We start from the raw sequence: 24,152 nt of genomic DNA, 5'->3' as shown, positions 1-24,152 counted from the left end.
CGCGGTGCCCGACAGCCCTGGAGGCGACGTGGCCAGCTCCCCCCTGACCGAGCCGTCCGGCGAGCGCCGGGGGCCCGCGCGGCCCGCCGGGCGTCCCCGCCGGATCGCCCTGTACTCGCACGACACGCAGGGGCTGGGGCACATCCGCCGCAACATCGCCCTGGCGGCCGCGCTCGTCGCCGACGACCCGGCCACCGACGTCCTGCTCCTGACCGGCGCGCCGGAGGCGACCGGGCTGCCGCTGCCGCCCCGCACCGACGTCGTCACGCTGCCGACGCTGCGCAAGGACGGCCGCGGCCGGTACGCGGCGCGGACCCTCGGCTCGACGCTGCCCGAGGTCATCGGGCTGCGCTCGCGGATCCTCGCCGCGGCGCTGTCTGCGTTCGCGCCGGACCTGCTCGTGGTGGACAAGGTCGCCCGGGGCGTCGACGGCGAGCTCGACGCGGCGCTCGCCGCGCTGCGCGGCACCGGCACCGCCGTCGTCCTCGGGCTGCGCGAGGTGCTGGACACACCGGAGGTGGCCCGCCGGGAGTGGGCCGCGTCCCGGACGACCGAGACGGTCCGCGACCTGTACGACGCGGTCTGGGTGTACGGGGACCGCGCGGTGTACGACCTGGTGGCCGAGTGCCGGCTGCCCGCCGCGGTCGCCGCCAAGGTCGCGTACACCGGCTACCTCGCCCGGGGCCGCGGCGCCGGCACCGTGGTGCGGTCCCGGCCCTCGGCCCGGGTCCGCCCGCCGGCCGAGCCGTACGTGCTGTGCCTGGTCGGCGGCGGGCAGGACGGGCGCGAGCTGGCGGAGGCGTTCGCGCGCGCGCCGCTGCCCGCGGGCCACGGGGGTGTCCTGCTCACCGGGCCGTACATGCGGCGCGAGTCGCGGGAGGCGCTGCGGCGGGCGGCCGAGGGGCGCCCCGACCTCGCGGTGCTGGAGTTCGTCCCCGACGCGGACCGGTTCGTCGCCGGCGCGTCGGCCGTGGTGTCGATGGCGGGGTACAACAGCGTCTGCGAGCTCCTGGCCGCGGGGCGCCGCACGCTCCTCGTCCCGCGCACCACACCCCGGGCCGAGCAGATGCTGCGCGCCCGCAGCCTCGAGCGGGTGGGCCTGGTCGACGTCCTCGCCCCCGAGGAGGCGGACGCGGACCGGCTCGGCGCGTGGCTGCGCGCCGCCGCGCGCCCGGCCCCGGTCGCCGGCCGCCCGGTGGACCTGGACGGCCTGGCGCGCGTGCCCCGCCTCGCCGCCGACCTGATCGCGGCCGGCCCCGCCGGCGCCGCCCGACCGCTGGAGCTCGCCGATGTCGCCGTCTGAGCGCCGCACCGCGTACGTGCTGAAGATGTACCCGCGGTTCTCCGAGACGTTCGTGGTCAACGAGCTGCTCGCCGTCGAGGCCGCCGGCGAGCGGGTCGACGTGTTCTCGCTGCGCGCCCCGGTCGACGGGCGGTTCCACGAGCAGCTCGCCGCGGTGCGCGCCCCGGTGACGTACGTCCGGTCGAGCGGGCTGCGGGCCGCCGACGTGTGGGCCGCGCTCGCCGCCGCGCGCGCCGAGCTGCCCGGGCTGGCCGGGTGCCTGGACGAGCTGCTGTCGGCCGACGTGGCCGACGCCGTGCAGGCACTGGAGGTGGCCGTCGAGGTCCGCCGGCGGGGGATCGGCCACGTGCACGCGCACTTCGCGTCCGTCGCCACGACCGTCGCCCGCCTCGCGGCCCGGCTCGCGGACGTGCCCTACAGCTTCACGGCGCACGCCAAGGACATCTTCCACGAGGACGTCGACCCCGAGGACCTGCGCCGCAAGCTGCGCGACGCCGCCGGGGTGGTCACGGTCAGCGACTACAACGTGGCGCACCTGCGCCGCGCCCACGGGCCCGCGACGTCCCGCCTGCAGCGCGTCTACAACGGGCTCGACCTGGGGGCGTTCCGGTTCGCGGACCCGGTCGACCGGCGGCCCGTCGTCGCGGCGGTCGGCCGGCTCGTCGAGAAGAAGGGCTTCGACACCCTGCTGGACGCGGCGGCGCTGCTGGCCGCGGACGGCGTCCCGTTCCGGGTCGAGCTGGTCGGCACCGGGCCGTGCGAGGGCGCGCTGCGCGAGCAGGTCGACCGGCTCGGGCTCGGGGACGTCGTCCGGCTGCGCGGGGCGCTGCCCCAGGGCCGGGTGCGGGAGGTCGTGCAGTCCGCGAGCGTGTTCGCGGCGCCCTGCGTCGTCGGGGCCGACGGCAACCGGGACGGGCTGCCCACCGTGCTGCTGGAGGCGATGGCGCTCGGCACCCCGTGCGTCACCACGCCGGTGACCGGCATCCCCGAGGCCGTGCGGCACGACGTCACGGGGCTGCTGGTCCCGGAGCGCGACGCCGCCCGGCTCGCCGCGGCGCTGCGGCGGCTGCTCGAGGACGGAGCGCTGCGGAGCCGGTTGGCCACGGGCGCCCGCGCCCTGGTCGAGGAGGAGTTCGACGTCCGGCGGCAGGCGGTCCGGCTCCGGGCGCTGTTCGCCGGCGAGCACGAGGCGGTGCCCGCGTGATCCGGGTCGCCTACGTCTGCACCGACCCGGGCATCCCGGTGTTCGGCCGCAAGGGGGCGTCGGTCCACGTCCAGGCCGTGCTCCGGGAGCTCGTGCGCCGCGGCGCGGAGGTGCACCTGGTGTGCGCGCGCACCGGCGGCGAGCCGGCCCCCGACCTCGCGGGCGTGCGGGTGCACCGGCTGCCCGAGGTGGGCCGCGCACCCGCGGCGGAGCGGGAGCGCGCCGCCCGGGCCGCCGACCGGGCCGTCGCGGAGGTCCTCGGCGCGCTGCCGCCCCTCGACCTCGTCTACGAGCGGTACGCCCTGTGGGGGCGCACCGCCACGGCCTGGGCCGCCGGGCGCGGCGTGCCCGCGGTGCTGGAGGTCAACGCCCCGCTCGTCGAGGAGCAGGCCGCGCACCGCGAGCTCGTCGACCGCGCGGGCGCGGAGGCCGTGGCCCGCGCCGCGCTGTCCGCGGCGCCGGTCGTCGTGTGCGTGAGCGACGCGGTGGCGGACTGGGCCCGGGCGACGTCCGCGTACCCGGAGCGGGTCGTCGTGCTGCCGAACGGGGTCGACACGGACCGCGTCGTGCCGTCGGGGCTGCCGGCGCGGCCCGCGGACGCCGCGGAGTTCACCGTCGGGTTCGTGGGGACGCTCAAGGAGTGGCACGGCGTCGACGTCCTGCTGCGCGCCGTCGACCGGCTGCACGCGCGCGACGCGTCGTGGCGCCTGCTGGTCGTGGGCGACGGGCCGTGCGGGCCCGCGCTGCGCGCCGCCGCGGGGCCGCACGTCGCGTTCACCGGCGCGCTCGCGCCGGCCGAGGTCCTGCCGCAGCTGCACCGGATGGACGTCGCCGCGGCGCCGTACCCGGACCTGCCCGGCCTGTACTTCTCGCCGCTCAAGCTCTACGAGTACCTCGCCGCCGGGGTGCCCGTGGTCGCGAGCGCCGTCGGCCAGGTGCCGGGCGCGCTGGGGGGCGGCCGGCTCGGGGCGCTCGTCCCGCCGGGCGACGCCGGGGCGCTCGCCGCGGCGCTCGCGGACCTGCGGGCCGACGCGCCGGGTCGCGCGCGGCTCGCGGCCGAGGGCCGCCGGGCCGCCGAGGAGCGGCACACCTGGCGCGCGGTGGTCGAGCGCACCCTGGCGCACGCCCGGCTCGCTGGGGTGGCCCGGTGAGCGGGCGCGAGCGCCCGGCGGGCCTGCGCGAGGCGGTGCCCGGCCTGCGCCGCACCCTGCGCCAGCTGCGGCCGCACATCCGCGAGCAGCGGACGCTGATCGCGGGCGGCGGCGCGGCGCTGCTGGCCGAGGTCGCGATGCGGCTGCTCGAGCCGTGGCCGCTCAAGTGGGTGCTCGACGCGGTCGTCGTCGCGGCCGGGGCGGACCTCGCGGTCCGGCGGCCGGACGACCTCGGCACGCTGCTCCTGCTCGCCTCGGTCGGCGTCGTCGTGGTCGTGCTGCTGCGCGCCGCGGCGTCGTACCTGATGACCGTCGCGTTCGCCCTGGCGGGCAACCGGGTGCTCACCCGGGTCCGCGCCGAGGTGTACGCCCACCTGCACCGGCTCAGCCTGGCGTTCCACGACTCCTCCCGCACCGGCGACCTGGTCACCCGGGTCACCGGCGACGTCGGCCGCCTGCAGGAGGCGACCGTCACCGCGCTGCTGCCGCTGCTGGGCAACGTCGTCACGCTCGTCGGGATGCTCGTCGTGATCGCCGTGCTCGACCTGCAGCTCGCGCTCGTCGTGCTGCTGGTGTTCCCCCTGTTCGCGGTGAGCGGCGTGCGGCTGACTCGGCGCATCTCCGCCGTGTCCCGCGGCCAGCGGAAGGCGGAGGGGGCGCTCGCGTCGCTCGCGACGGAGTCGCTGTCGTCCATGAAGGTCGTGCAGGCGTACAGCCTGGAGCGGCCGATGCAGGAGGCGTTCGGCGGCGACAACGAGCGCAGCCTGACCGAGGGCGTGCAGGCGAAGAAGCTGTCGGCGGGCCTGGAGCGGACGACGGACGCCCTCGTGGGGCTCGCCACCGGCGTCGTGCTCTACGTCGGCGCGCAGCGGGTCCTGGCCGGCGCGCTCACGCCGGGCGAGCTCGTCGTGTTCCTCACCTACCTCAAGACCGCGTTCAAGCCGCTGCGCGACATCGCCAAGTACACCGGGCGGATCGCGAAGGCCGCCGCGTCCGGCGAGCGGATCGTGGACGTGCTGCAGACCCGGCCCGACCTGGTCGATCGCAGCTGGGCCCGCCCGGCGCCGCGGTTCCGCGGGGACGTGCGGTTCGAGGGCGTGCACCTGTCCTACGCGCCGGGGCACCCGGTGCTCCGGGGGCTCGACCTGACCGTGCGACCCGGGGAGCGGGTGGCGGTGGTCGGCCCGTCCGGCTCGGGCAAGTCGAGCCTGGTGTCCCTGCTGTCCCGGCTGCGGGACCCGGACGACGGGCGGGTGCTGCTCGACGGCCACGACGTGCGGGACCTCACCATCGACTCGGTCCGCGAGCAGGTCGCGGTCGTCCTGCAGGAGAGCGTGCTGTTCGCGACGTCGATCCGCGACAACATCGCCTACGGCCGGCCCGGGGCGACGGAGGAGGAGGTCGTCGCCGCCGCGCGGCTCGCGGGCGCCGACGGGTTCGTCCGCCGGCTGCCGCGGGGGTACGACACCGTGGTCGGGGAGCGCGGGTCGACCCTGTCGGGCGGGCAGCGCCAGCGCATCGCGATCGCCCGCGCCGCGCTCCGGGACGCGCCGGTCGTGATCCTCGACGAGGCGCTGACCGGGCTGGACGGGGAGACCGAGGCCGAGGTGGTGGCGGCGCTCGGCCGGCTCACCCGCGGCCGCACCACGTTCGTCATCACGCACGACCTCGACGCCGCCCGGGACTGCGACCGGGTGGTCCGGGTCGAGGACGGCCGGGCGCGCGAGGTGGCGCAGGCGCGCGCGGCGGCGCCGGCGCGCGAGGCGGAGCGGGAGGGTCGCGATGCTGTCGCCCGGTGACGCGACCCTCGTCGCGCGCGACCGCGACCTGCCGGGCCTCGCGGTGCTCCTCGACGACGACGCCCTCGCCGAGCGCCTGGGCTCGCCCGTGCGCCGCCGCTACCTGCGCTACAAGCCGGGCGTCGCGTGCGCGCTGGCGCTCGACGTCGACGGGCACCGGGCCTTCGCCCTGACCGTCGCGGCCGACGCCGCGCCCAAGCTGGACAAGACGGTGCGGAAGGCGCCCCCGGGCAGCCTGCTCGCCGTCGACCCCGCCGCGCGCGTCGTCGTCGCCCGCCCGCCCGCCGACCGCGACCTGCCCGCCCTGGCCCGCATCGCGCGCGACCTGCCCGGGGCGCTGGGCGGGCTGCTGCCCGGGGTCGACCTGGCGGGCGCCACGCTCGCGCCGCTCACCCACAAGCCCCAGCGCCGGTGGGTCGGTCTGCTGACGCCGGTGGGCGGGCCGCCCGTGGTGCTGCGCGTGCACCGCCCGGACGAGGCCCGCGCGGTCGTGGCGGCGGCGCGCGCCCTGGCGGCGGGGGAGCCGACGGCGGGCACGCCCGGGGCCGAGCCGGGCGCCGCGGCGGCGTGGACGCCCGTGCTGCGCGGCGCCGACCCCGACGGCGGGCTCGTCGCGTGGACCTGGCTGCCGGGGACCTCCCTGCACGACGCGCTCGCGGCAGCCGGGGCAGCCGCCGGCGGGCCGGCGGCTGCCGACGGGCGCGCGGCCGCCGACGGGTTGGCCGCGGCGGGCGCGGCGCTGGCCGCGCTGCACCGCCGCCCGCCCGGGGCGCTCCCCGGGCGCGGCCCGGGCGCGGACGCGGCGGACCTCACGAGCGCGGCGGCCGCGGTCGCCCGCCTGGTGCCCGGGCTCGGGGCCCGGGCCTCCGCGCTCGCCGACCGGGTCGCCGCGGCGCTGGCCGCCGGCCCCGCCCCCGCCGTCACCGCGCACGGCGACTTCTCCGTCGACCAGGTGGTGGTCGGACCCGACGGCCGGACCGGCCTCGTCGACCTGGACGCGGCGACCGCCGCCGAACCGGCCCTGGACCTCGGCAGCGGCGTCGCGGCCCTGCACGCCGCCGCCGTCCTGGGTGCCCTCCCGGCCGACGCCGGGTCCCAGGCGCCGGCGCTGCTCGCCGGGTACGACGGCCCGGTCGACCCGGCCCGGCTGCGCGCCCACGCGGCCGGCGGGCTGCTGCGCCGCGCGGTCGAGCCGTTCCGCTCGTGCAGCCCGCTGTGGCCCGAGCAGACGGAGCGGGTGCTGGGGCTCGCCGAGCGGCAGCTCGCGGGAGCGCCCGCGTGAGCGCGCTCGCCGAGGTGGGCGCCGTCGCCGCGGCGCACGGGCTCCGGCTGCGGCGCGCCTGGCCGCGCGGCGCGGAGCACCTGCTCCTCGAGCTCGTGCCCGACGGCGGTGGGTCCGCGGTCGCCGGCCAGTGGTTCGCCGACGCGGGGCGCGCGGCCCGGGTGGCGGCCGGGACCGGCGACCCGGCGCGGGCGGCCGGGCGGGTGGTCCTGCAGCCTCGCGGCGCCGACCGCCGGCTGCCCGCGCTGGCCCGCGTCCTCGCGCGGCCGGGCGCACGTCTCGTCGCGCACCGGCCCGAGCGCCGGGCCGTCGTGCGGCTCGGCGACGGCTCCTACGCCAAGGTGGTCCGGTCCGCGGCCGTCGCCGACCTGGTCGCGTCGGCGGCCGCCGCGGCCGCGACCGGGCTGCGGGTGCCCACCGTGCTGGACGTCGACGAGGTGGACGGCGTGGTCACCACCCGGGCGCTGCCCGGCCGCACCCTGCACGCCCTGCTCGCCGACCCCGCGGTCGACCCGGCACCGGCCGCGCGGGAGCTGGGGCGCGCGCTCGCCGTCCTGCACGCGTCCCCGCTGCCGCCCGGCGCCCGGGTGCACGACGCGGCCGCGGAGGCGGCCGTGCTCGCACGCTGGCGTGGGCTCGCCCGCGCCCACGGCGTGCCGGTGGGAGAGGCGCCCGCGCCGCCGCCGGCGGGGGCCGGGCCGCTCGTGCCCGTGCACCGCGACCTGCACGACAAGCAGGTGCTCGTCGACGACCGCGGGCGCGTGGGGCTGCTCGACTTCGACCTCGCCGCGGCGGGGGAGGCCGCGCTCGACGTCGCGAACCTCCTCGTGCACCTCGAGCTGCGCGCGCACCAGGGCGTCTGCGCGCCCGACCGCGCGGTGGCGGTGCGGGTGGCGGTGCTCGACGGGTACCGGCCCGCGCCGCGGGTGTCGGCGCGGATCCCGGCGTACGAGGCGCTCACCCGGGCCCGGCTCGCGGCGGTCTACGGCTTCCGGCCCGGATCGCCCGCGGCCGTGCTGCGATGGGGCGCAGGACCCGAGGCCGCCGCCGGCGGCCCGACCAGGAAGGACTCGGACGTGCACAGCAGGCACCGCACGCGGGCGGCGGACCCGCGCGACATCGCGGGAGGGCTGCCCTCGTGAAGCGGGTGCTGATCGCGGAGGACGAGGCGCGCATCGCGGCCTTCGTCGCCAAGGGCCTGCGGGCCAACGGGCTGACGCCGACGGTCGTCGAGGACGGGATGGACGCGCTGGACCACGCGCTGTCCGGCGAGTTCGACCTGCTCGTGCTCGACATCGGCCTGCCCCGGCTGGACGGGTTCGCGGTCCTCGCCCGCCTCCGCGAGGCCGGCAGCGCCCTGCCGGTCATCATCCTCACCGCGCGCGACTCGGTGAGCGACACCGTGGCCGGCCTGGAGGGCGGGGCGGACGACTACGTGCCGAAGCCGTTCCGGTTCGAGGAGCTGCTCGCGCGGATCCGGCTGCGACTGCGCGACTCGCGCGGCCCGGACGCCACGGTGCTGACGGCGGGCGACCTGTCGCTCGACCTGCGCACCCGCCGTGCGGACGTCGCCGGCCGCACCGTCGAGCTGTCGGCGCGCGAGTACTCCCTCGCGGAGGTGTTCCTGCGCAACCCCGGCCAGGTGCTGTCCCGCGAGCAGCTGCTCAGCCACGTCTGGGGCTACGACTTCGACCCCGGGTCCAACGTCGTCGACGTGTACATCGCGTACCTGCGCAAGAAGCTCGGCGCCGAGCGGATCGAGACGGTCCGCGGGATGGGCTACCGGCTGGCCGACCGATGAGGGTAGCGGCCTCGCGGCCGCGTGCCGGGCCCCGCGGTCGGGGGCGCGCCCGGCATCGCGTAGGGTGGTGGGTACCGACGCGGGGTGGAGCAGCTCGGTAGCTCGCTGGGCTCATAACCCAGAGGTCGCAGGTTCAAATCCTGTCCCCGCTACGCAGGCACGAGGGCCCGGACCGCACGGTCCGGGCCCTCGTCATCCCACCGCCACGGTGACGACGGCGATGTCGTCCCGCGCGTCGTCGGACTGGAACGCCATCACGTCCGCCAGGATCGCGTCGGTGGTGGCCGCGGCCGTGCCGCGGTGGGCGTCGACGACCTCGGCCAGGCGCTCGGCGCCGTACAGCAGGGTCCCGCGCCGGCCCTCGGTGACGCCGTCCGTGAACAGCACCAGGGCGTCGCCGGCACCGAGCACGACCTCGGTGTCGACGAACGTCGCGGCCGGCACGATGCCGAGCACGTGCCCGTACCCCCCGACGGGCCGGGCACCGCCCCCCGGCCGGCGCAGGAGCGGCAGCGGGTGCCCGCCGCTGGCGACGGTGGCGCGCCACGCGCCCGCGACCCGTCGCAGCCGCACCAGCACGGCGGTGCAGAACCTGTCGGTGTCCGCCCGCCGCAGCACCTCGTCCAGGGTGTGCAGCACCTCGCTGGGGACGTGGTGGTCGACGGAGGCGGCGCGCACGGTGTAGCGCGCCAGCGCGGTGACGACGGCGGCGTCGGCCCCCTTGCCCTGGACGTCGCCGAGCACCACCACCCAGTCGTCGACGGCGACCTGGAACACGTCGTAGAAGTCGCCGCCCACGTGGCGGCCGTCGCCGGCGGGGCGGTACGCGGCCGCGACGTCGAGGCCGGGGATGCGTGGCGGGGTCGGGGGGATGAGCGTCTGCTGGAGGGTCTGCGCGAGCTGGACGGCGCGTGCCTCGGAGGCCTCGGCACGCCGCTTGGCCGCGAGCACCTCGTGCTCGTACCGGCGCCGCTCGGTCACGTCGAACACCGCGGAGCGGACACCGACCGGTCGTCCCGTGTCGTCGCGGTCGAGCACCGAGGTCACCAGGACCGGCATCCGCCGCCCGTCCGCGCGGACGATCTCCAGGGCGATCTCCCGCGCGGCGCCCAGCATGCGGAGCGTCGGCGCGTAGTGCGTCTCGTGGAAGATGCGGTCGCCGACCGGCAGCAGGTCCACGAACCGGCGGCGTCCGACCAGGTCGTCCCGGGCGTGCCCGGTCCAGGCGAGGAACGTGTCGTTGACCCGGACGATCATCCCGTCGGGCGTGGTGGACAGGTGGCCGCAGGGGGCGTGCTCGTAGAGGAACGCCGGGTCGTCGGACGCCGCACCGGTCACCAGCGCCGCCCCCTCAGCCCCGGAGGAACGCGGCGATCGCGGCCGTCGTCGCCTCGGGTGCGCTGAGCTGCGGGCAGTGGCCGGTCGCGTCGAGCAGCACGAGCTCCGCGCCGGGGATCTCGTCCCGCACGTACTCGCCCACGACGACGGGCGCGATGACGTCCTGGCTGCACTGGAGCACGAGCGTCGGCACCGAGACCTTCGCCAGGTCGGCCCGGTTGTCGGACAGGAACGTCACCCGTGCGAACCGCCGGGCGATGTCGGGGTCGGCCCGGCAGAAGCTCTCCGTCAGCTCCGCGGCGAGCTCGGGGCGGTCCGGGTTGCCCATGATCACCGGGGCCATCGCCCGCGACCAGCCGAGGTAGTTGCTGTCCAGCGACTCCAGCAGCTCGGCGATGTCGGCGGCGGTGAAGCCGCCGACGTAGCCGTCGTCGTCCAGGTAGCGCGGGGAGGGCCCGACCAGCACGAGCCGGGCGAACCGGTCGGGCTCCGCGACGGCGGCGAGGACGCCGATCATCGCCGAGACCGAGTGGCCGACCAGGACCACGTCGTCGAGCCCGAGCTCGTGCACGATCGCGAGGACGTCGTCCGCGTAGCCCTGCAGGGAGCCGTGCCGGGCGGGGTCGTACGCCGCCGGGTCGGACCCTCCCGCCCCGACGTGGTCGAACGTGATGACCGTGTAGGCGTCCTCGAAGTGCGGCGCGACCAGCCGCCACATGTGCTGGTCGCACCCGAACCCGTGGGCGAACAGGACCGGCTGCGCACCGGGGACGCCCGAGACGCGGATGTGGTGCCGCTGCGTCGCGCTCACGTGCCGAGCGTAGCGAGCCGGGCTGCCGCGGCGGGCTCGTCCCCGTGGCGGGGGCGACCGGGCCCCACCGGCCCGGTCGCCGCCGCGAGCCGCCCGGGATACAACGGGTCCCATGGCTGACGTGCACCGCGAGATCGAGCGCAAGTACGCCACCGGCCCCGACGTCGAGCTCCCGGCGCTGACCGAGCTGCTGGCCGGCGCCGCCGGGCTGCCCGACGCCGGGACGCCCACGGCGACGAGCGACGACCGGGTCGAGCTGGTCGCGACCTACTTCGACACCGCCGACCTCCGGCTCGCCGCGGCGGGCCTGACGCTGCGGCGTCGCACGGGCGGGCAGGACGCCGGCTGGCACCTCAAGGTGCCCGCGGGCGACGACGAGCGCTCGGAGGTGCGGCTCCCGCCCGGCCGCGCGGTGCGCACGGTCCCGGCGCCGCTGCGCGCGATGGCCCACGCCGCCACGCTCGGCGCCACGCTCCGGCCGGTCGCCGAGGTGCGGACCGCGCGCGAGGTGCACCGGCTCGCGGACGCGACCGGCCGGGTGCTGCTGGAGCTCGTGGACGACCGGGTCACCGCGCGGCGCGTCCGGCCCGCGGCCGGATCCGGCGACGTCACCGGCGCCCCCGAGGAGTGGCGCGAGATCGAGGTCGAGCTCGTCGAGGGCGCCGAGGACCTGCTCGACGCGGTCGAGCAGCGGCTCGGCGACCTCGGGATCCGGCCCGCGGAGGAGCGGTCGAAGCTCGAGCGCCTGCTCGGTCCCGCGGAGGTCCGGGAGCCGCAGCGCCGGGGGCCGACCGCGAAGTCGCCGGCGGGCGACGTCGTCGCCGGCTACCTGTCCGACCAGCTCGACCGCGTGCGGAGCCAGGACCTGCGGGTCCGGCTCGGCGCGGCCGAGGGCGTGCACCAGATGCGGGTGGCCACGCGGCGGATGCGGAACGCGCTGAAGACGTTCGGCGCGCTGTTCGAGCCGGGGGCGGTGCGGCCGCTGCGCGACGAGCTCGGCTGGCTCGCGGGCGAGCTCGGCCGGGCCCGGGACGCCGAGGTGATGCGGGAGCGCGTGCGGTCCGCGGTCGAGGCGCCCGACGCCGAGGAGGCCGTCGGCTCCGGCACGCACGCGGCGGCGGTGGCCGCGGACGCCGAGCTCGGCCGGGAGGCGGAGGACGCGGTGCGCACGCTGCTGCGCGAGCTCGACGGCGACCGGTACCGGCGCCTGCTGCGCGACCTGGCGGCGTTCGTCGCCGAGCCGCCCCTCGCCGAGCCGGGGCGCGCGCGGGCCCGCAAGGTGCTGCCGGCGCAGGTGGCTCGCCGCGACCGGAAGGTGCGCCGCCGGCTGCGGCGCGCGGCACGGGCGCCGGAGGGGCGTCGCCGGGACGACGCCCTGCACGCGACCCGCAAGGCCGCGAAGGCCGCCCGGTACGCGGGGGAGTCCGTCGCCGGCGTGCTCGGCAAGGACGCCGCCCGGTACGCGCGGCGCATGGAGGACCTGCAGGAGGTCCTCGGCGAGCACCACGACTCGGTCGTCGCCCGGGCCCGCCTGCGCGAGCTGGCCCGGACCGCGCCGAGCTCCGAGGTGGCGTTCCTGTACGGCCGGCTGCACGCGCTGGAGGAGGCGCGCGCCCGGGAGTCCGAGCGCGCCGCCCGCGCGGTGGCGAAGGTGGCGGGGAAGCCGAAGCTGCGCCGCTGGCTCGCCTGAGCAGCGCCGAGGTCGAGGGTTTCCCGGCGCCGGGCGTGCAGGAACCCTCGACCTCGCCGGGAACCCTCGACCTCGCCTGACCCGGGCTAGACCCGGAAGCCGCCGACCAGGCGCTGGAGCTCGGCCGACATCTCGGCCAGGGAGGTCACCGCGCGGCGGGCCTCGGCGGCGCCCTGCGTCGTGAGGTCGGCCGCGCCCGCGACGCCGGCGATGTTGCTCGCGATCTCTCCGGACCCGGTGGCGGCCTCCGACACGCTGCGGTTCATCTCGGCGGTGGTTGCGGTCTGCTCCTCGACGGCGCTCGAGATCGACAGCTGGAAGTCGTTGATCTGCCCGATGATCGCGGCGACCTCCTCGATCGCCCCGACGGCCCCGTCGGTGTCGGCCTGGATGGACTCGACCCGCCGGGCGATGTCCTCGGTGGCCTTCGCCGTCTCCTGCGCGAGCTCCTTCACCTCGCCCGCGACCACGGCGAACCCCTTGCCCGCCTCGCCGGCGCGCGCGGCCTCGATCGTGGCGTTGAGCGCGAGGAGGTTCGTCTGCTCGGCGATCGACGTGATCAGCTTGACCACGTTGCCGATCTGCTTGCTGGACTCGCCCAGCCGGTCCATCGTCGAGGTCGTCGCGCCGACGGCGGCCACGCCGCGCCCGGCGACCTCGGCCGCCCGGGACGCGCTGTGCGCGATCTCCTGGATCGAGGCGCCCATCTGCTCCGAGCCGGCGGCGACGGTCTGCACGTTGCGCGACACCTGCTCCGCCGCCGCGGACACCACGCCGGCCTGCGCGGCGGTCTCCTCGGCCGACGCGGCGATCTGCCCGCTGCTCGCGGACATCTGCTCGGCCGCGGACGCGAGCGAGGCCGACGACCGGTCGATCGTGCCGATGACGCCGCGCAGGGTGCCGACGGCGGAGTCGAGCGCCGCGCCCATCCGGCCGACCTCGTCCCGGCTGGTCAGCCCGGCGGTGACCGTGAGGTCGCCGCGCTCCAGGGCGTCCGCCACGACCTCGACGCGCCGCAGGCCCCGGACGATCGACCGGGCGACCAGCGCGCCCAGCCCGAGGGCGAGCGCGGTCCCGGCGACCAGCAGCACGAGCATCGTGGTGCGGCTGGTGCGGTAGTCCGCGGCGGCGCGCTCGGCCGCCGCGGCGGCGTCGGACTCCTCGCCCTCCACCAGCGTCGAGGCGGCGGCGCTCATCGCGTCGATGATCGGCTGCGCGACCGTGTCCCGGGCCTCGGCGAACGCGTCGGTGTCGTGCGCGCGGCTGGCGACGAGCAGCTGGTCGTCGCGCACGTCGAGGTACCGGGCGAGCGCCGCCTCGAAGTCGTCGAGCGCCCGCTCCGACTCGTCGTCCAGCGGCAGCGCGGCGTAGGCGGCGATCGCGTCGCGGAGCTCGGCCTCGCTGGCCGCGATCCGGTCCTCGAAGCCCGCCATCACGGCGTCGTCGGTGGACAGGGCGTGGTTCGTGACGTCGAGCCGCATCTGCACCATCGCGCGGCGCAGGGTCGCGGCCTGCTGCAGCCCGACGACGTTCTCGGTGTACATCGCGGTCGTCGCCGCGTTCGTCGAGGCGAGCGACGCGATCCCGACGACGCCCACGACGGCGCCGACGGCGGCCGCGAGCAGGACGGCCGCGAGGATGCGGGCGCTGACGCCGCGGTCGCGGACCCAGGCGAGCGCGGACGCGCGCTGCGGCGCGCGGGTGGTGGTTCCGGTCACGGGATCTTGCCTCCGTCGGTGCTCACGGGGCACCCCCTGCACCCCGGTGCCCCTCCCATCGGCAAGCGCTCGCCGGGCGGATAGGACTTTGGTCCCGACTGTGACGGCCCGCCGAGCTCGGCACCGCGAGGGCGAGCTCGGCACCTCCGGCTGCCGACCTCGGACCACGGCTGCCGAGGTCGGCGCGGCGGGCGGGTCGCGCGGCGCCCGGGTCTCGGCCACGCTGGACCCGGGAGCGACCGGGGAGGGGTGAGCAGCGTGGCCGAGCGGCGCCGCCGCACGACGTCGACGGGGAAGGGCGCCACCGCCGGGGGCGGGCTGGAGACCTACCGGTCGATGCGCGACTTCGACCGCACGGCCGAGCCCGCCGGCGCGACGCCCGCCCCGGCCGCGCCCGGCGCGCCCCGCCGGTTCGTCGTGCAGCGGCACCGGGCCCGGCGGCTGCACTACGACGTGCGGTTCGAGGTCGACGGCGTGCTGGTGTCCTGGGCGGTGCCCCGCGGGCCGACCCTCGACCCGGACGCGCGGCGCATGGCCGTGCACGTCGAGGACCACCCGCTCGAGTACGAGGACTTCGAGGGCGTGATCCCGGCCGGGGAGTACGGCGGCGGCGACGTCATCGTGTGGGACCGCGGGACCTGGGAGCCGCACGGCACGGACGACCCGGCGGCGACGATCGCGGCGGGCGAGCTGCACGCCGACATGTTCGGGGAGCGGCTGCGCGGCCGGCTCGTGCTGGTGCGGCGCGGCGAGCCGGACGCGAACGGCAAGGAGCAGTGGATCCTCGCGCACAAGCACGACGAGCACGCCGTGAAGGGCTGGGACGCCGAGGACCACCCGACGTCGGTGCTCAGCGGCCGGACCAACGACGAGGTGAAGGCCGACCCCGACCGGCTGTGGCGCTCCGACCTGCCCGCCGCGGAGGCGTCGGTCGACCTGCGCGCGCCGGCCGTCGACCCGCCGACCGACGACGAGCTGGCGGCGCTCGACGACCTCGGGCCGAACGGCGGGACCTGGGACGTGCACGGCCGCCGGCTCAAGGTCACGAACCTCGACAAGGTGCTGTTCCCGGCGCGCGAGGGCGAGGAGCCGGTGACGAAGCGCGAGCTGCTCCGGTACGCCGCGCGGGTCGCCCCGGTCGTGCTGCCGTACCTGCGCGGGCGGGCGCTCAACATGCACCGGTTCCCGCAGGGCGCCGGCACCGCCGGGTTCTGGCACAAGGAGCTGCCGACGCACGCGCCCGACTGGCTGCCGCGCTGGGACAACCCCGAGGCCGACGAGGACGACAGCCGGACGTACCTGGTCGTCGACGAGCCGGCCGCGCTGATCTGGGCGGCGAACTTCGGCGCGCTCGAGTGGCACGCCTGGACCTCGCGCACCGACGCGCCCCGCCGGCCCACCTACGCCCTGGTCGACCTCGACCCGGGGCCGTCGACCGCCTGGGAGGACGTCCTGCTGCTGGCGCGCCTGCACCGGGACGCGTTCGAGCACCTCGGCGTGCAGGCGGTGCCCAAGGTGACCGGGCAGCGCGGCATCCAGATCTGGATCCCGATCGCGACCGGCCCGTCGTTCGACGACACCCGCGCGTGGGTCGAGCGGGTGTCCCGCACCGTCGGCGCCGTCGTGCCCGACCTGGTCAGCTGGAAGTGGGAGGTCAAGGCGCGCGGCGGGCAGGCGCGGCTCGACTACACGCAGAACGCGATCAACAAGACCCTGGTCGCGCCGTACAGCCCGCGGGCGCGGCCCGGTGCGCCGGTGTCCGCGCCGATCACGTGGGACGAGCTGGACGAGCCGTGGCTGCGGCCGGACGCGTTCACGATCCGCACGGTGCTGGACCGGGTCGCGGAGCGGGGGGACCCGTTCCGGGCGCTGCTCGGCCCGGGGCAGACGCTGCCGCGGCTGGGGTAGCCCGACTCCGGGAGCCTGCCGCCTTCGTCGCACCGCCCCGCCGCGCCTCGGCGCGCCGAACATGCAGAAGATGCGGGGTTCAGGGCCGTGATGCCCGCATCTTCTGCACGCTCGACGCGCCGGCGCCGCCCGGCCCGCGTCAGTGGCGGCGGCGGGCCGCGGTCAGCGCGGCGAGCGGGCGGCGCTGCCGCGGCCGGCGGTCGGAGGAGTCGTCCCGGGTGGCCTGCGAGCGCCGGTGCTCGAGCCGATGCTCGAGCTCGCGCTCCTGCTGGCGGTACACGACGAGGAACAGGTCGGGGTGCACGGGGTCCTCCTGCACGGGTCGGGTGGCGGGGTGCGCCACCGGGTCGGTCGCCGCGGAGGAGGCGGTCGCGTCCTCGCGGCCGTGGACCGGGGGTGGTGGTCCACGGATCCATCCTCGACCCGTCCGACCCGCGCCCGGATGCTGACCTGCGGGTGGATCCGCGGCGCGCGGTGCCGCACGCTCCGTGCGGCGGTGGGCGGAAGGGACCAGGGTCCCGGGTCGTCGGGCCGCTCAGCCCTGCGGCGCCGCGAGCGCGCGCACCGTGTCGATCGTGTCCGCCTCCGCGGCCGTCTTGTCCTCGCGGTAGCGGAGCACGCGGGCGAACCGGAGCGCCAGCCCGCCCGGGTACCGCGTCGAGCGCTGCAGGCCGTCGAACGCGATCTCGACGACCTGCTCCGGCCGCAGCGTGACGGTCCAGCCGTCGTCGGCGACCTCGAGCTCGCGGAACCGCGCCGTCTGCCAGGCGAGCATCTCGTCCGTCATGCCCTTGAACGTCTTGCCGAGCATGACGAACCCGCCCTCGCCGTCGCGCGCGCCGAGGTGGATGTTCGACAGCGAGCCGACCCGGCGGCCGGAGCCGCGCTCGACCGCCAGCACCACCAGGTCGAGCGTGTGCCGCGGCTTGACCTTGACCCAGGCGCCGCCGCGCCGGCCGGCCTCGTAGGGCGCCGACGCGTCCTTGACGATGACGCCCTCCTGCCCGGCGGCGACCCAGCCGGCGAACGCCTCCTGCGCGACCCCGAGGTCCGCGGTGACGACCCGCTCGACCGCGTGGTCGGGGGCGATCGCGTCGAGGACCGCGAGCCGCTCGGTGAGCGGGGCGTCGAGCAGGTCGGCGCCGTCCCGGTGCAGCACGTCGAAGAAGAACGGCCGCAGGGCGGTGGTGGCCGCGAGCTCCGCGTCCCGGGTGGCGCTGCGGGCGGCGGTCTCCTGGAAGGGACGCGGCCGGCCGGCGTCGTCCAGGGCGAGCGCCTCGCCGTCGAGCACCACCGAGCGCACGGGGAGGGCCCGCACCGCCTCGACGACCTCGGGCACGCGGGCCGTGATGTCGTCGAGGCTGCGGGTGTAGACCCGGACGTCGTCGCCGTCGCGGTGCACCTGGATCCGGATGCCGTCGAGCTTCGCGTCCACCACGACCGCCCGGCCGTCGAACCCGGCGACCGCGGCCGGGACGTCGGGCGCGGACGCCGCGAGCATCGGCCGGACGGGCCGCCCGACCGTCAGGCCGAACCCGTCGAGCGCGGCGCGGGCCGACTCGGGGTCCGGCGCGGCCAGGGCGGCCTCGGCGACCGGCTCGCTCCCGCCGGCCAGCATCGCCGCGCGCCGCACGGACGCGACCGGGACGCCCGCGGCCTCGGCGACGGCGTCGAGCAGCAGCGCGTCGAGGGCGCCCTGCCGGACCTCGCCGGACACCAGGCCGGCGAGGAACCGCTGCTCCTCGGCGGTGGCGGCGCCGAACAGCTCGGCGGCGAGCGCCGAGCGCGCGCCCGCCGAGCCGGGGCCGGACAGGCCGGCCATCCGCTCGAACGTCGCGTCGACCGCGAGCACGTCGAGGCCCGGCTCTGCCGCGGGAGCGGGCAGGTCGCGCAGGGACCGCCAGCCGAGGCCGGTGCGGCGCTGCCGCAGCTCGCCCGCCAGGTAGCGCGCGACGACCGGGACCTCGTCCGGGCCGGTGCGCCGGAGCAGGTCGACGAGCAGGGCGCGCTTGGCCAGGCGCGAGCGGGTCGCGGCCAGGCCCGCGCTGGTGGCGGCGACGTCGGCGAGCAGCACGGTCGTCATCCTGCCGCCCGCCACCGACACCCGCCCGCCGACGCCGGCCGCCGACGCCGCCCGCCGGGGGCGTGCGTTCGCCGAGACCCACTGATCCGGTCGACCCCCACGCCCGCGTCCGGGGGTCTCGCACGGATCAGTGGGTCTCGGCGGCGGAGGCGGCTGAGGCGGGGGAGGCGGCTGAGGCTGGGGAGGCGGCGGAGGCGCGGGGGAGGGCCGCGACCGGGCGGCCGGGGCGCCGGCCGGCGGCCGGCGGCCGTCACTCCGGGGACAGCGCGCCGCGGGTCAGGCGGACCTCCTCGGCGTCGAGCTGTGCCTGCACCTCGCGCAGCACGATGTCGTCGATCGTCCGCTCGTCGCGCAGCCGGACCACCGCGGCGCGCTTGTGCGCGAGCACCGCCAGCCGCAGCGCGTCGAAGTCGGCCTCGCGCGGGCGGCCGTCGTCGGTGCGCTCGGCGTCCGCCTCGGCGAGCGCCTCGGCGTGCATCCGGTACTCCGCCTCGAGCTTCGCGACGACCTTGCCGTCCAGCCGGAGCCGGGCGGCCTCCGTCGGCAGCGCCTCGAGGGCGGCGCGGGTCGCGACCTGCTCGGCCTGGTGCCGCTCGGTGTCGACGGCGTCGTCGGCGGGGAGCCGCGCCCAGCGCACCACCGCCGGCAGGGTCAGCCCCTGGATCAGCAGCGTCGCGAGGATGACCCCGCCCGTGACGAAGATGATGACGTCCCGCCCCGGGAACGGCGCGCCCTCGGCGGTCGCCTCCGGCACGCCGAGCGCGGCGGCCAGCGACACCGCGCCGCGGAACCCGGCCCACGCCCCGGGCATCCGGTGCCGCCAGGACACCCGCCGGGTCCGCTGCACCGGACGGCGGTCGATCGCCCGGACCACGTACGGCGTGGTGTGGAACCACAGCATCCGCGTGCCGATCACGGCGACGAACGCCGCCGCGGTCCAGCCCAGCGCCTCGGCCAGGTCGGTGGACGAGAGCCCGTCGGCGGCCGTGACGAGCTGGATCCCGACCAGCACGAACAGCGCGCCGTTGAGCACGTGGCTGACCACCGCCCAGAACGACTGCGACTGCACGCGGGCGGCGGCCGGGATGACCCGCGGCCCGCTCTGGCTCAGCAGCAGCCCGGCGACCACCACGGCCAGCACCCCCGACGCGTGCACGAGCTCGGCCAGCAGGAACGCGGCGAACGGCGTCAGCACGCTGATCACGCTCTGCTGGATGGCCTCGTGCATCCGCTCGCGGAGCTGGACCGCCAGCCACCACACGGCGACCCCCGCGGCCGCCCCGCCCAGGTAGGAGATCGTGAACCGTCCCGCGAGGTAGCCGCCGGTGACCGGCTCGGCGACGGCGTGCACCGCGATCGCGTAGATGACCAGCGCGGTGCCGTCGTTGACGAGGCTCTCGGCCCGCAGTGTCGTGAGCGTGCGGCGCGGCATGCCCTTGGCGACCCCGGCGACGGCGGTCGCGTCGGTCGGGGCCAGCACGCCGCCGAGGATCCACGCCGGGCCCCAGGGCATCCCCAGCGCGTGCAGCACGGCGGCCACCGCGCCCGCGGTCACCACGACGAGCAGCACGCTGGACAGGACGATCACCCGCAGGTTCGCGCGGATCTCGCGCAGCGACGTCGTCAGGCTCTCCCAGTAGAGGAGCGCGGGCAGCACGACCAGGAGCACCATCTCGGGCGGCACGGTCAGCCCGCGGAACGCCGGCAGGAAGCCGAGCGCGATCCCGAGGACGAGCAGGACCAGCGGCGGCGCGACGCCGAACCGCCGGCCGAGCGCGGTCCCGGCGAGGAGCGCGAGCAGCACGACGACGATGAGCTCCAGCGTGAGCACGGTGCCTCCAGCGGCGGGCGGGGTCGCCGGGCGGCGGCCGGGCGGGACGGCAGCAGGATGCGCGCGACCGACCCGCCCGGCAAGGGGTCAACCCGCGGCGACCGCCCCCGCGCCCACCGGCGCCGGCCCGGCGTCGTCCGCCGCCGGCCCCGCGTCGTCCGGCGCCGGCAGCACCCCGGTGGTCGCGAGCCGCCGGTACCAGTGCCCCGAGTCCTTCACGGTGCGCTCGAGCGTGGCGTAGTCGACGTGCACGATCCCGAACCGGCGCTCGTACCCGTACGCCCACTCGAAGTTGTCCATCAGCGACCACGCGAGGTAGCCGCGCACGTCCGCGCCCGCGTCCAGGGCCGCGCCGACCGCGTCGAGGTGCCCGTGCAGGTACGCGATCCGGTCGGCGTCGTGCACGCGGCCGTCGTCGGCGACCGCGTCGGGGTAGGCCGCACCGTTCTCGGTGATCCACAGCGGCAGGTCCGGCCGCCGCCGGTGCAGGTCGAGCAGCAGCTCGGTCAGGCCGGACGGGTCGACGACCCAGCCCATGGCGGTCCGCGGGCCGGGCTGGTGCAGCCAGCGGACCCCGGTGACGAGGTTGGCCGGCGGTCGCTCGTCGCCCGCCGGGGACGCCGCCTGCACGTCGGCCGGACCGGTCTCGCCGCCGGGGTCCGGGACGGGCCCCGCGGCGTCCGGCACCCCCGCCACCAGCGCCGTCGTGTAGTAGTTCACCCCGAGCGCGTCGAGCCGGGTCCGCACCAGGTCCAGGTCCCCGTCGCGCACGAACGACCAGTCGGTGAGGTGCGCGGTCTCCGCGACGACCTCCTCCGGGTACGCGCCGTCGAGCAGCGGCCCGAGGAACACCTCGTTCGCCACCCGGTCCAGCCGGGCCTTCGCCGCCACGTCCGCCGGCGCCGCGGACGCGGCCCGGTTCACCTGCAGGTTCAGCGTGATCGACACCTGCGCGGCGTCGCCGGCGGCGGCCCGCACGGCGCGCGCGCCGAGCCCGTGCGCCAGGTTGAGCGTGTGCACCGCGGCGAGCGCGCGGGCCGGGTCCTGCACGCCGGGCGCGTGCTCGCCGGACGCGTAGCCGAGGTACGCGGTGCACCACGGCTCGTTCAGCGTGGTCCACAGCGGCACCCGGTCGCCGAGGGCGCCGGCGACGAGGCCGGCGTAGTCGGCGAACCGCCACGCGGTGTCCCGGGCGGGCCAGCCGCCGGCGTCCTCCAGCGGCTGGGGGAGATCCCAGTGGTAGAGCGTGACGACGGGGTCGATGCCGTGCGCGAGCAGGGTGTCGGCGAGCCGCCGGTAGAAGTCGAGCCCGGCCTGGTTCGCCGGGCCGCGCCCGGTCGGCTGCACGCGGGGCCACGCGACGGAGAACCGGTAGGCGCGCAGGCCGAGGTCGGCCATGAGCGCGACGTCGTCGGCGAACCGCCGGTAGTGGTCGGTGCCGAGGTCGCCCGTGTGGCCGCCGAGCACGGCGCCCGGGGTCCGGGCGAACGTGTCCCAGATGGACGGCCCGCGGCCGTCCGCGTCGGTGGCGCCCTCGACCTGGTACGCGGCGGTGGCCGCGCCCCAGACGAAGCCGTCCGGGAACCGGCGTGCCGCGGTCACCGGACCCCCTCGAGGCCCGTCTCGGCCCCGGAGCCCGCGCCGACGCCCGCGCCCGCGCCCGCGTCAGTGCCGACGCCCGCCCCGACGCCCGCCCCCACCGGTTCCCCGACCAGCGCCACGCCCCGCAGGTCGTTCGCCGACCGCAGCACCGGCGCCGCCGTGAGCTCCGCCGGGTCCAGCACCGCCTCGGTGGTGACGTGGAACGTCGCCCGCTCGCCGGCCAGCAGCGTCACGAGCCCCTCGTCCACGAGCGCGTCCGGCGCGAGCCGGTCCGCGTGCAGCGTGACGTCGGCCGCGTACGACCGGGCCACGACCTCCACCCGGTACCCGCCGGGCTCGCGCCGCGCGGAGGCGTGCACCGCCCCGGGGTCCAGCCGCAGCTCCACGTCCTCGGCGAACGTCAGCGTCGCCCGGCGCTCGCCCGCACCCTCGCCGAGCCGGGCGGCGAGCACCTCGCCGCGCGGGTCGCCGGGCGTGGCGACGTCGGCCGGCACGGGCACGACGGCCACGGACCGCGGGGCGACCGCCACCGGCACGCCCACCGCGGCTGCGGCGATCCCGCCGAGCGTCTCCCGCCGCAGGTGCGCGGTGCCGTCCCACGGCTCGTCCGTGTCGTTGGTCGCGACGAGGACGACACCGCCGTCCCGCTCGGCGAGGAACAGGGCGCGCGGCGCGCTCGCGGCCCGCAGCGCGAACCACAGCGGCTTGGGCCGCTCGGCGGAGTCGACCGCCGCCCAGGACGTCACCGGCCAGCAGTCGTTGAGCTGCCAGACGATCCAGCCCGCGGTGCGGGGCCACCACGCGCGGTAGTGCTCGACGGCGTGCCGGACCGCGCGGGCCTGGTTGAGCTGCGCGGCCCAGTGCCAGTCGGCGAAGTCGCGGGGCACGCCCAGGTGCGGCGCCATGCCGCGGTCGAGCTTGCCGTTCCCGTCGTCGGCCTTCTGGTGCACGAGGAACACCGGGTCCTCCTGCGGCACCGGGGCGTCCGCGAGCGGCCCGCCGTCGACGGCGTGCACCGACTCGACGAGCGTCCGCCAGGCCGGCGGGCCCTGGAACCCGAACTCCGAGCAGAACCGCGGGATCTCCGAGCGGTACACCGTGTAGTCGACGCGGTTCCACACCTCCCACTGGTGGTGCGTGCCGCGGTCGGGGTCGTTCGGGTGCACGTCGGCGGGGTCGCGCCGCGGCGTGAACGGGCTGTTGGTGGCGTACGGCCGCGTCGGGTCGAGCTCGGCGAGCACGGCGGGGAACAGCTCCTCGGCGTACCACCGGCCCCAGGTCGCGTCCCCGAGCAGCGCCTGCCAGCCCCAGTCCTCGTGGCCCCAGACGTTCTCGTTGCCGCCGTTCCACAGCACCAGCGACGCGTGCGGCATGAGCCGGACGACGTTCTCCCGGGCCTCGGCCTCGATCTCCGAACGCAGCGGCTCCTCCTCGGGGTACGCGGCGCAGGCGAGCAGGAAGTCCTGCCACACGAGCACGCCGCGCTCGTCGCACGCGGCGTAGAAGTCCTCGGACTCGTAGACGCCACCGCCCCACACCCGCAGCAGGTTGAGGTGCGCGTCGACCGCCTGGTCGATCCGCCGGTCCAGGCGCTCGCGGGTGATCCGGGTGAGGAGGTGGTCGTCGGGGATCCAGTTGGCCCCGCGCACGGCGATCGGCCGGCCGTTGACGACGAGCGTGAACCGGGTGCCGTGCTCGTCGTCGGCGGTGTCGAGCGCGACCGACCGGAACCCGACCCGCCGGCGCCACGCGTCGAGCGCGGCCCCGTCCGGCCCCGCCAGCGTCACGTCCAGGTCGGCCAGCGGCTGGTCGCCGTGCCCGACCGGCCACCACACCGGCGCGCCGGGCACCGCGAGCTCGACCGCCGCGGACGACTCGCCGCCCGGCACCGTCACCGACGCCGACACCCCGAGCACCGCCGCCCGCAGGGTCAGCGCGCCGTCGGGCGCCAGCCCCGAGCGCTCGACGTCCACGTGCACCGCGACCCGCCCGGTGCCGTCGGCGTCGAGCGTGACGAGCGGTCGCACCCGGGCGAGCCGGGCGACCGACCAGCGCTCGACCCGCACCGGCTGCCACAGCCCGGCGGTGCGCAGGTCCGGGCCCCAGTCCCAGCCGAACGAGCAGGCCATCTTGCGGACGAAGTTGAACGGCACCGGGCTGTACGCGGACGGCCGGTCGCCGAGCGCGTCCCGCACCTCGTCGGCGTACGCGGTGGCCGAGCGCAGGTCGACGGTCAGCGCCCGCGGCGACCCGTCTGCCAGGTCCCGGACGTCGTACCGGTACGACCGGTGCATGTTCGCGGTCGTCCCCAGCACGCGCCCGCCGAGCGCCACGGTGCCGACCGTGTCGACGCCCTCGAGCACCAGGTCGACCCGCTCGCCCTCGGCGGCCGGGTCGAGCGCCAGCGCGCGCCCGTACCGCCAGTCGGTGCCGTGGAACCAGCGCACGGTCTCCTCGTGCGCGTCGAGGTACGGGTCGGGGATCAGGCCGGCGGCCAGCAGGTCGGTGTGCACGGAGCCGGGCACGGCCGCGGCCAGCGGGCCGGCGGCGGTGACGGCCTCGGGCACGGGCCCGGCGGTGGCGGTGACGGTCCAGCCGTCGGCGAGGGTGTGGTGCTGCACGGGTGCTCCC

At 77.6% G+C, this 24,152-nt stretch carries 17 protein-coding genes and 1 tRNA gene; 10 read left to right on the top strand and 8 right to left on the bottom strand.

Annotated elements, in window-relative coordinates:
- Window positions 1–28: 28 nt before the first annotated feature.
- The 8 genes from Cpa01nite_RS03020 to Cpa01nite_RS02985 all read left to right on the top strand — a co-directional run bounded on the left by Cpa01nite_RS03020 (window position 29) and on the right by Cpa01nite_RS02985 (window position 8,692).
- Window positions 29–1,303 (top strand): glycosyltransferase family protein, encoded by a 1,275-nt coding sequence (locus tag Cpa01nite_RS03020; protein WP_239068481.1) that lies wholly within the window; start codon window positions 29–31, stop codon window positions 1,301–1,303.
- Window positions 1,290–2,507: a glycosyltransferase family 4 protein gene (locus Cpa01nite_RS03015; RefSeq protein WP_203667275.1), complete on the top strand. Its 1,218-nt coding sequence runs from the start codon at window positions 1,290–1,292 to the stop codon at window positions 2,505–2,507. The genes Cpa01nite_RS03020 and Cpa01nite_RS03015 overlap by 14 nt, the downstream gene beginning before the upstream one ends.
- A complete protein-coding gene (locus Cpa01nite_RS03010) occupies window positions 2,504–3,658 on the top strand; it encodes a glycosyltransferase family 4 protein (RefSeq protein ID WP_239068480.1) in 1,155 nt (384 codons plus the stop codon). Before Cpa01nite_RS03015 ends, Cpa01nite_RS03010 begins: the two co-directional genes overlap by 4 nt.
- Window positions 3,655–5,457 (top strand): ABC transporter ATP-binding protein, encoded by a 1,803-nt coding sequence (locus Cpa01nite_RS03005; protein ID WP_203667274.1) that lies wholly within the window; start codon window positions 3,655–3,657, stop codon window positions 5,455–5,457. Before Cpa01nite_RS03010 ends, Cpa01nite_RS03005 begins: the two co-directional genes overlap by 4 nt.
- Window positions 5,441–6,739, top strand: coding sequence for a hypothetical protein (locus tag Cpa01nite_RS03000; RefSeq protein ID WP_203667273.1), 1,299 nt, complete (start codon window positions 5,441–5,443; stop codon window positions 6,737–6,739). Before Cpa01nite_RS03005 ends, Cpa01nite_RS03000 begins: the two co-directional genes overlap by 17 nt.
- Window positions 6,736–7,881, top strand: coding sequence for a phosphotransferase (locus Cpa01nite_RS02995; RefSeq protein WP_203667272.1), 1,146 nt, complete (start codon window positions 6,736–6,738; stop codon window positions 7,879–7,881). Before Cpa01nite_RS03000 ends, Cpa01nite_RS02995 begins: the two co-directional genes overlap by 4 nt.
- Window positions 7,878–8,540, top strand: a complete 663-nt coding sequence (locus tag Cpa01nite_RS02990; protein ID WP_203667271.1) for a response regulator transcription factor — start codon at window positions 7,878–7,880, stop codon at window positions 8,538–8,540. The genes Cpa01nite_RS02995 and Cpa01nite_RS02990 overlap by 4 nt, the downstream gene beginning before the upstream one ends.
- 78 nt (window positions 8,541–8,618) lie before the next feature.
- Window positions 8,619–8,692: transfer RNA gene (locus Cpa01nite_RS02985), tRNA-Met, on the top strand.
- Between the two features lie 40 nt (window positions 8,693–8,732).
- Here the strand turns inward: Cpa01nite_RS02985 and Cpa01nite_RS02980 are convergent.
- Together Cpa01nite_RS02980 and Cpa01nite_RS02975 are read right to left on the bottom strand one after the other, a co-directional pair.
- Window positions 8,733–9,878, bottom strand: a complete 1,146-nt coding sequence (locus tag Cpa01nite_RS02980) for a PP2C family protein-serine/threonine phosphatase (protein ID WP_203667269.1) — start codon at window positions 9,876–9,878, stop codon at window positions 8,733–8,735.
- Between the two features lie 13 nt (window positions 9,879–9,891).
- Complete coding sequence (locus Cpa01nite_RS02975) at window positions 9,892–10,689, bottom strand: alpha/beta fold hydrolase (protein WP_239068479.1); 798 nt, start codon at window positions 10,687–10,689, stop codon at window positions 9,892–9,894.
- Window positions 10,690–10,801: 112 nt separating this feature from the next.
- On the opposite strand from Cpa01nite_RS02975, the gene Cpa01nite_RS02970 reads away from it, so the two are divergent.
- Entirely contained in the window at window positions 10,802–12,379 is a 1,578-nt protein-coding gene (locus tag Cpa01nite_RS02970; protein ID WP_203667265.1) for a CYTH and CHAD domain-containing protein, read from the top strand.
- 86 nt (window positions 12,380–12,465) lie between these two features.
- Here the strand turns inward: Cpa01nite_RS02970 and Cpa01nite_RS02965 are convergent, their stop codons facing one another.
- Window positions 12,466–14,097 (bottom strand): methyl-accepting chemotaxis protein, encoded by a 1,632-nt coding sequence (locus Cpa01nite_RS02965; RefSeq protein WP_203667264.1) that lies wholly within the window; start codon window positions 14,095–14,097, stop codon window positions 12,466–12,468.
- 258 nt (window positions 14,098–14,355) lie between these two features.
- Here Cpa01nite_RS02965 and ligD point away from each other — a divergent pair, with 258 nt between their 5' ends.
- Window positions 14,356–16,005, top strand: coding sequence for a non-homologous end-joining DNA ligase (ligD, locus tag Cpa01nite_RS02960; protein ID WP_239068478.1), 1,650 nt, complete (start codon window positions 14,356–14,358; stop codon window positions 16,003–16,005).
- Between the two features lie 139 nt (window positions 16,006–16,144).
- Here ligD and Cpa01nite_RS02955 read toward each other — a convergent pair whose 3' ends face one another.
- The 5 genes from Cpa01nite_RS02955 to Cpa01nite_RS02935 all read right to left on the bottom strand — a co-directional run bounded on the left by Cpa01nite_RS02955 (window position 16,145) and on the right by Cpa01nite_RS02935 (window position 24,142).
- Complete coding sequence (locus tag Cpa01nite_RS02955) at window positions 16,145–16,309, bottom strand: hypothetical protein (protein ID WP_203667262.1); 165 nt, start codon at window positions 16,307–16,309, stop codon at window positions 16,145–16,147.
- 231 nt (window positions 16,310–16,540) lie between these two features.
- On the bottom strand, window positions 16,541–18,079 hold the full coding sequence (locus Cpa01nite_RS02950; RefSeq protein ID WP_203667261.1) for an ATP-dependent DNA ligase: 1,539 nt from the start codon (window positions 18,077–18,079) through the stop codon (window positions 16,541–16,543).
- 259 nt (window positions 18,080–18,338) lie between these two features.
- The gene (locus tag Cpa01nite_RS02945) at window positions 18,339–19,919 is read right to left on the bottom strand and encodes a Na+/H+ antiporter (RefSeq protein WP_203667260.1); all 1,581 of its coding nucleotides are present in this window, start codon (window positions 19,917–19,919) and stop codon (window positions 18,339–18,341) included.
- A gap of 87 nt (window positions 19,920–20,006) precedes the next feature.
- The gene (locus Cpa01nite_RS02940; protein WP_203667259.1) at window positions 20,007–21,521 is read right to left on the bottom strand and encodes a glycoside hydrolase family 1 protein; all 1,515 of its coding nucleotides are present in this window, start codon (window positions 21,519–21,521) and stop codon (window positions 20,007–20,009) included.
- Window positions 21,518–24,142: a glycoside hydrolase family 2 protein gene (locus Cpa01nite_RS02935; protein ID WP_239068477.1), complete on the bottom strand. Its 2,625-nt coding sequence runs from the start codon at window positions 24,140–24,142 to the stop codon at window positions 21,518–21,520. The genes Cpa01nite_RS02940 and Cpa01nite_RS02935 overlap by 4 nt, the downstream gene beginning before the upstream one ends.
- Window positions 24,143–24,152 lie beyond the last annotated feature (10 nt).

It is taken from the genome of Cellulomonas pakistanensis, from assembly GCF_016862755.1.
Lineage (GTDB): Bacteria > Actinomycetota > Actinomycetes > Actinomycetales > Cellulomonadaceae > Cellulomonas > Cellulomonas pakistanensis.
Note: the sequence above shows the minus strand (reverse complement) of the source record. Positions and strands in the feature narration are given on the sequence as shown.

Coding starts and splice junctions, on each gene's coding strand:
- Cpa01nite_RS03015 (WP_203667275.1), top strand. CDS start 1,290: ATGTCGCCGTCTGAGCGCCGCACCGCGTACGTGCTGAAGATGTACCCG.
- Cpa01nite_RS03000 (WP_203667273.1), top strand. CDS start 5,441: ATGCTGTCGCCCGGTGACGCGACCCTCGTCGCGCGCGACCGCGACCTG.
- Cpa01nite_RS02970 (WP_203667265.1), top strand. CDS start 10,802: ATGGCTGACGTGCACCGCGAGATCGAGCGCAAGTACGCCACCGGCCCC.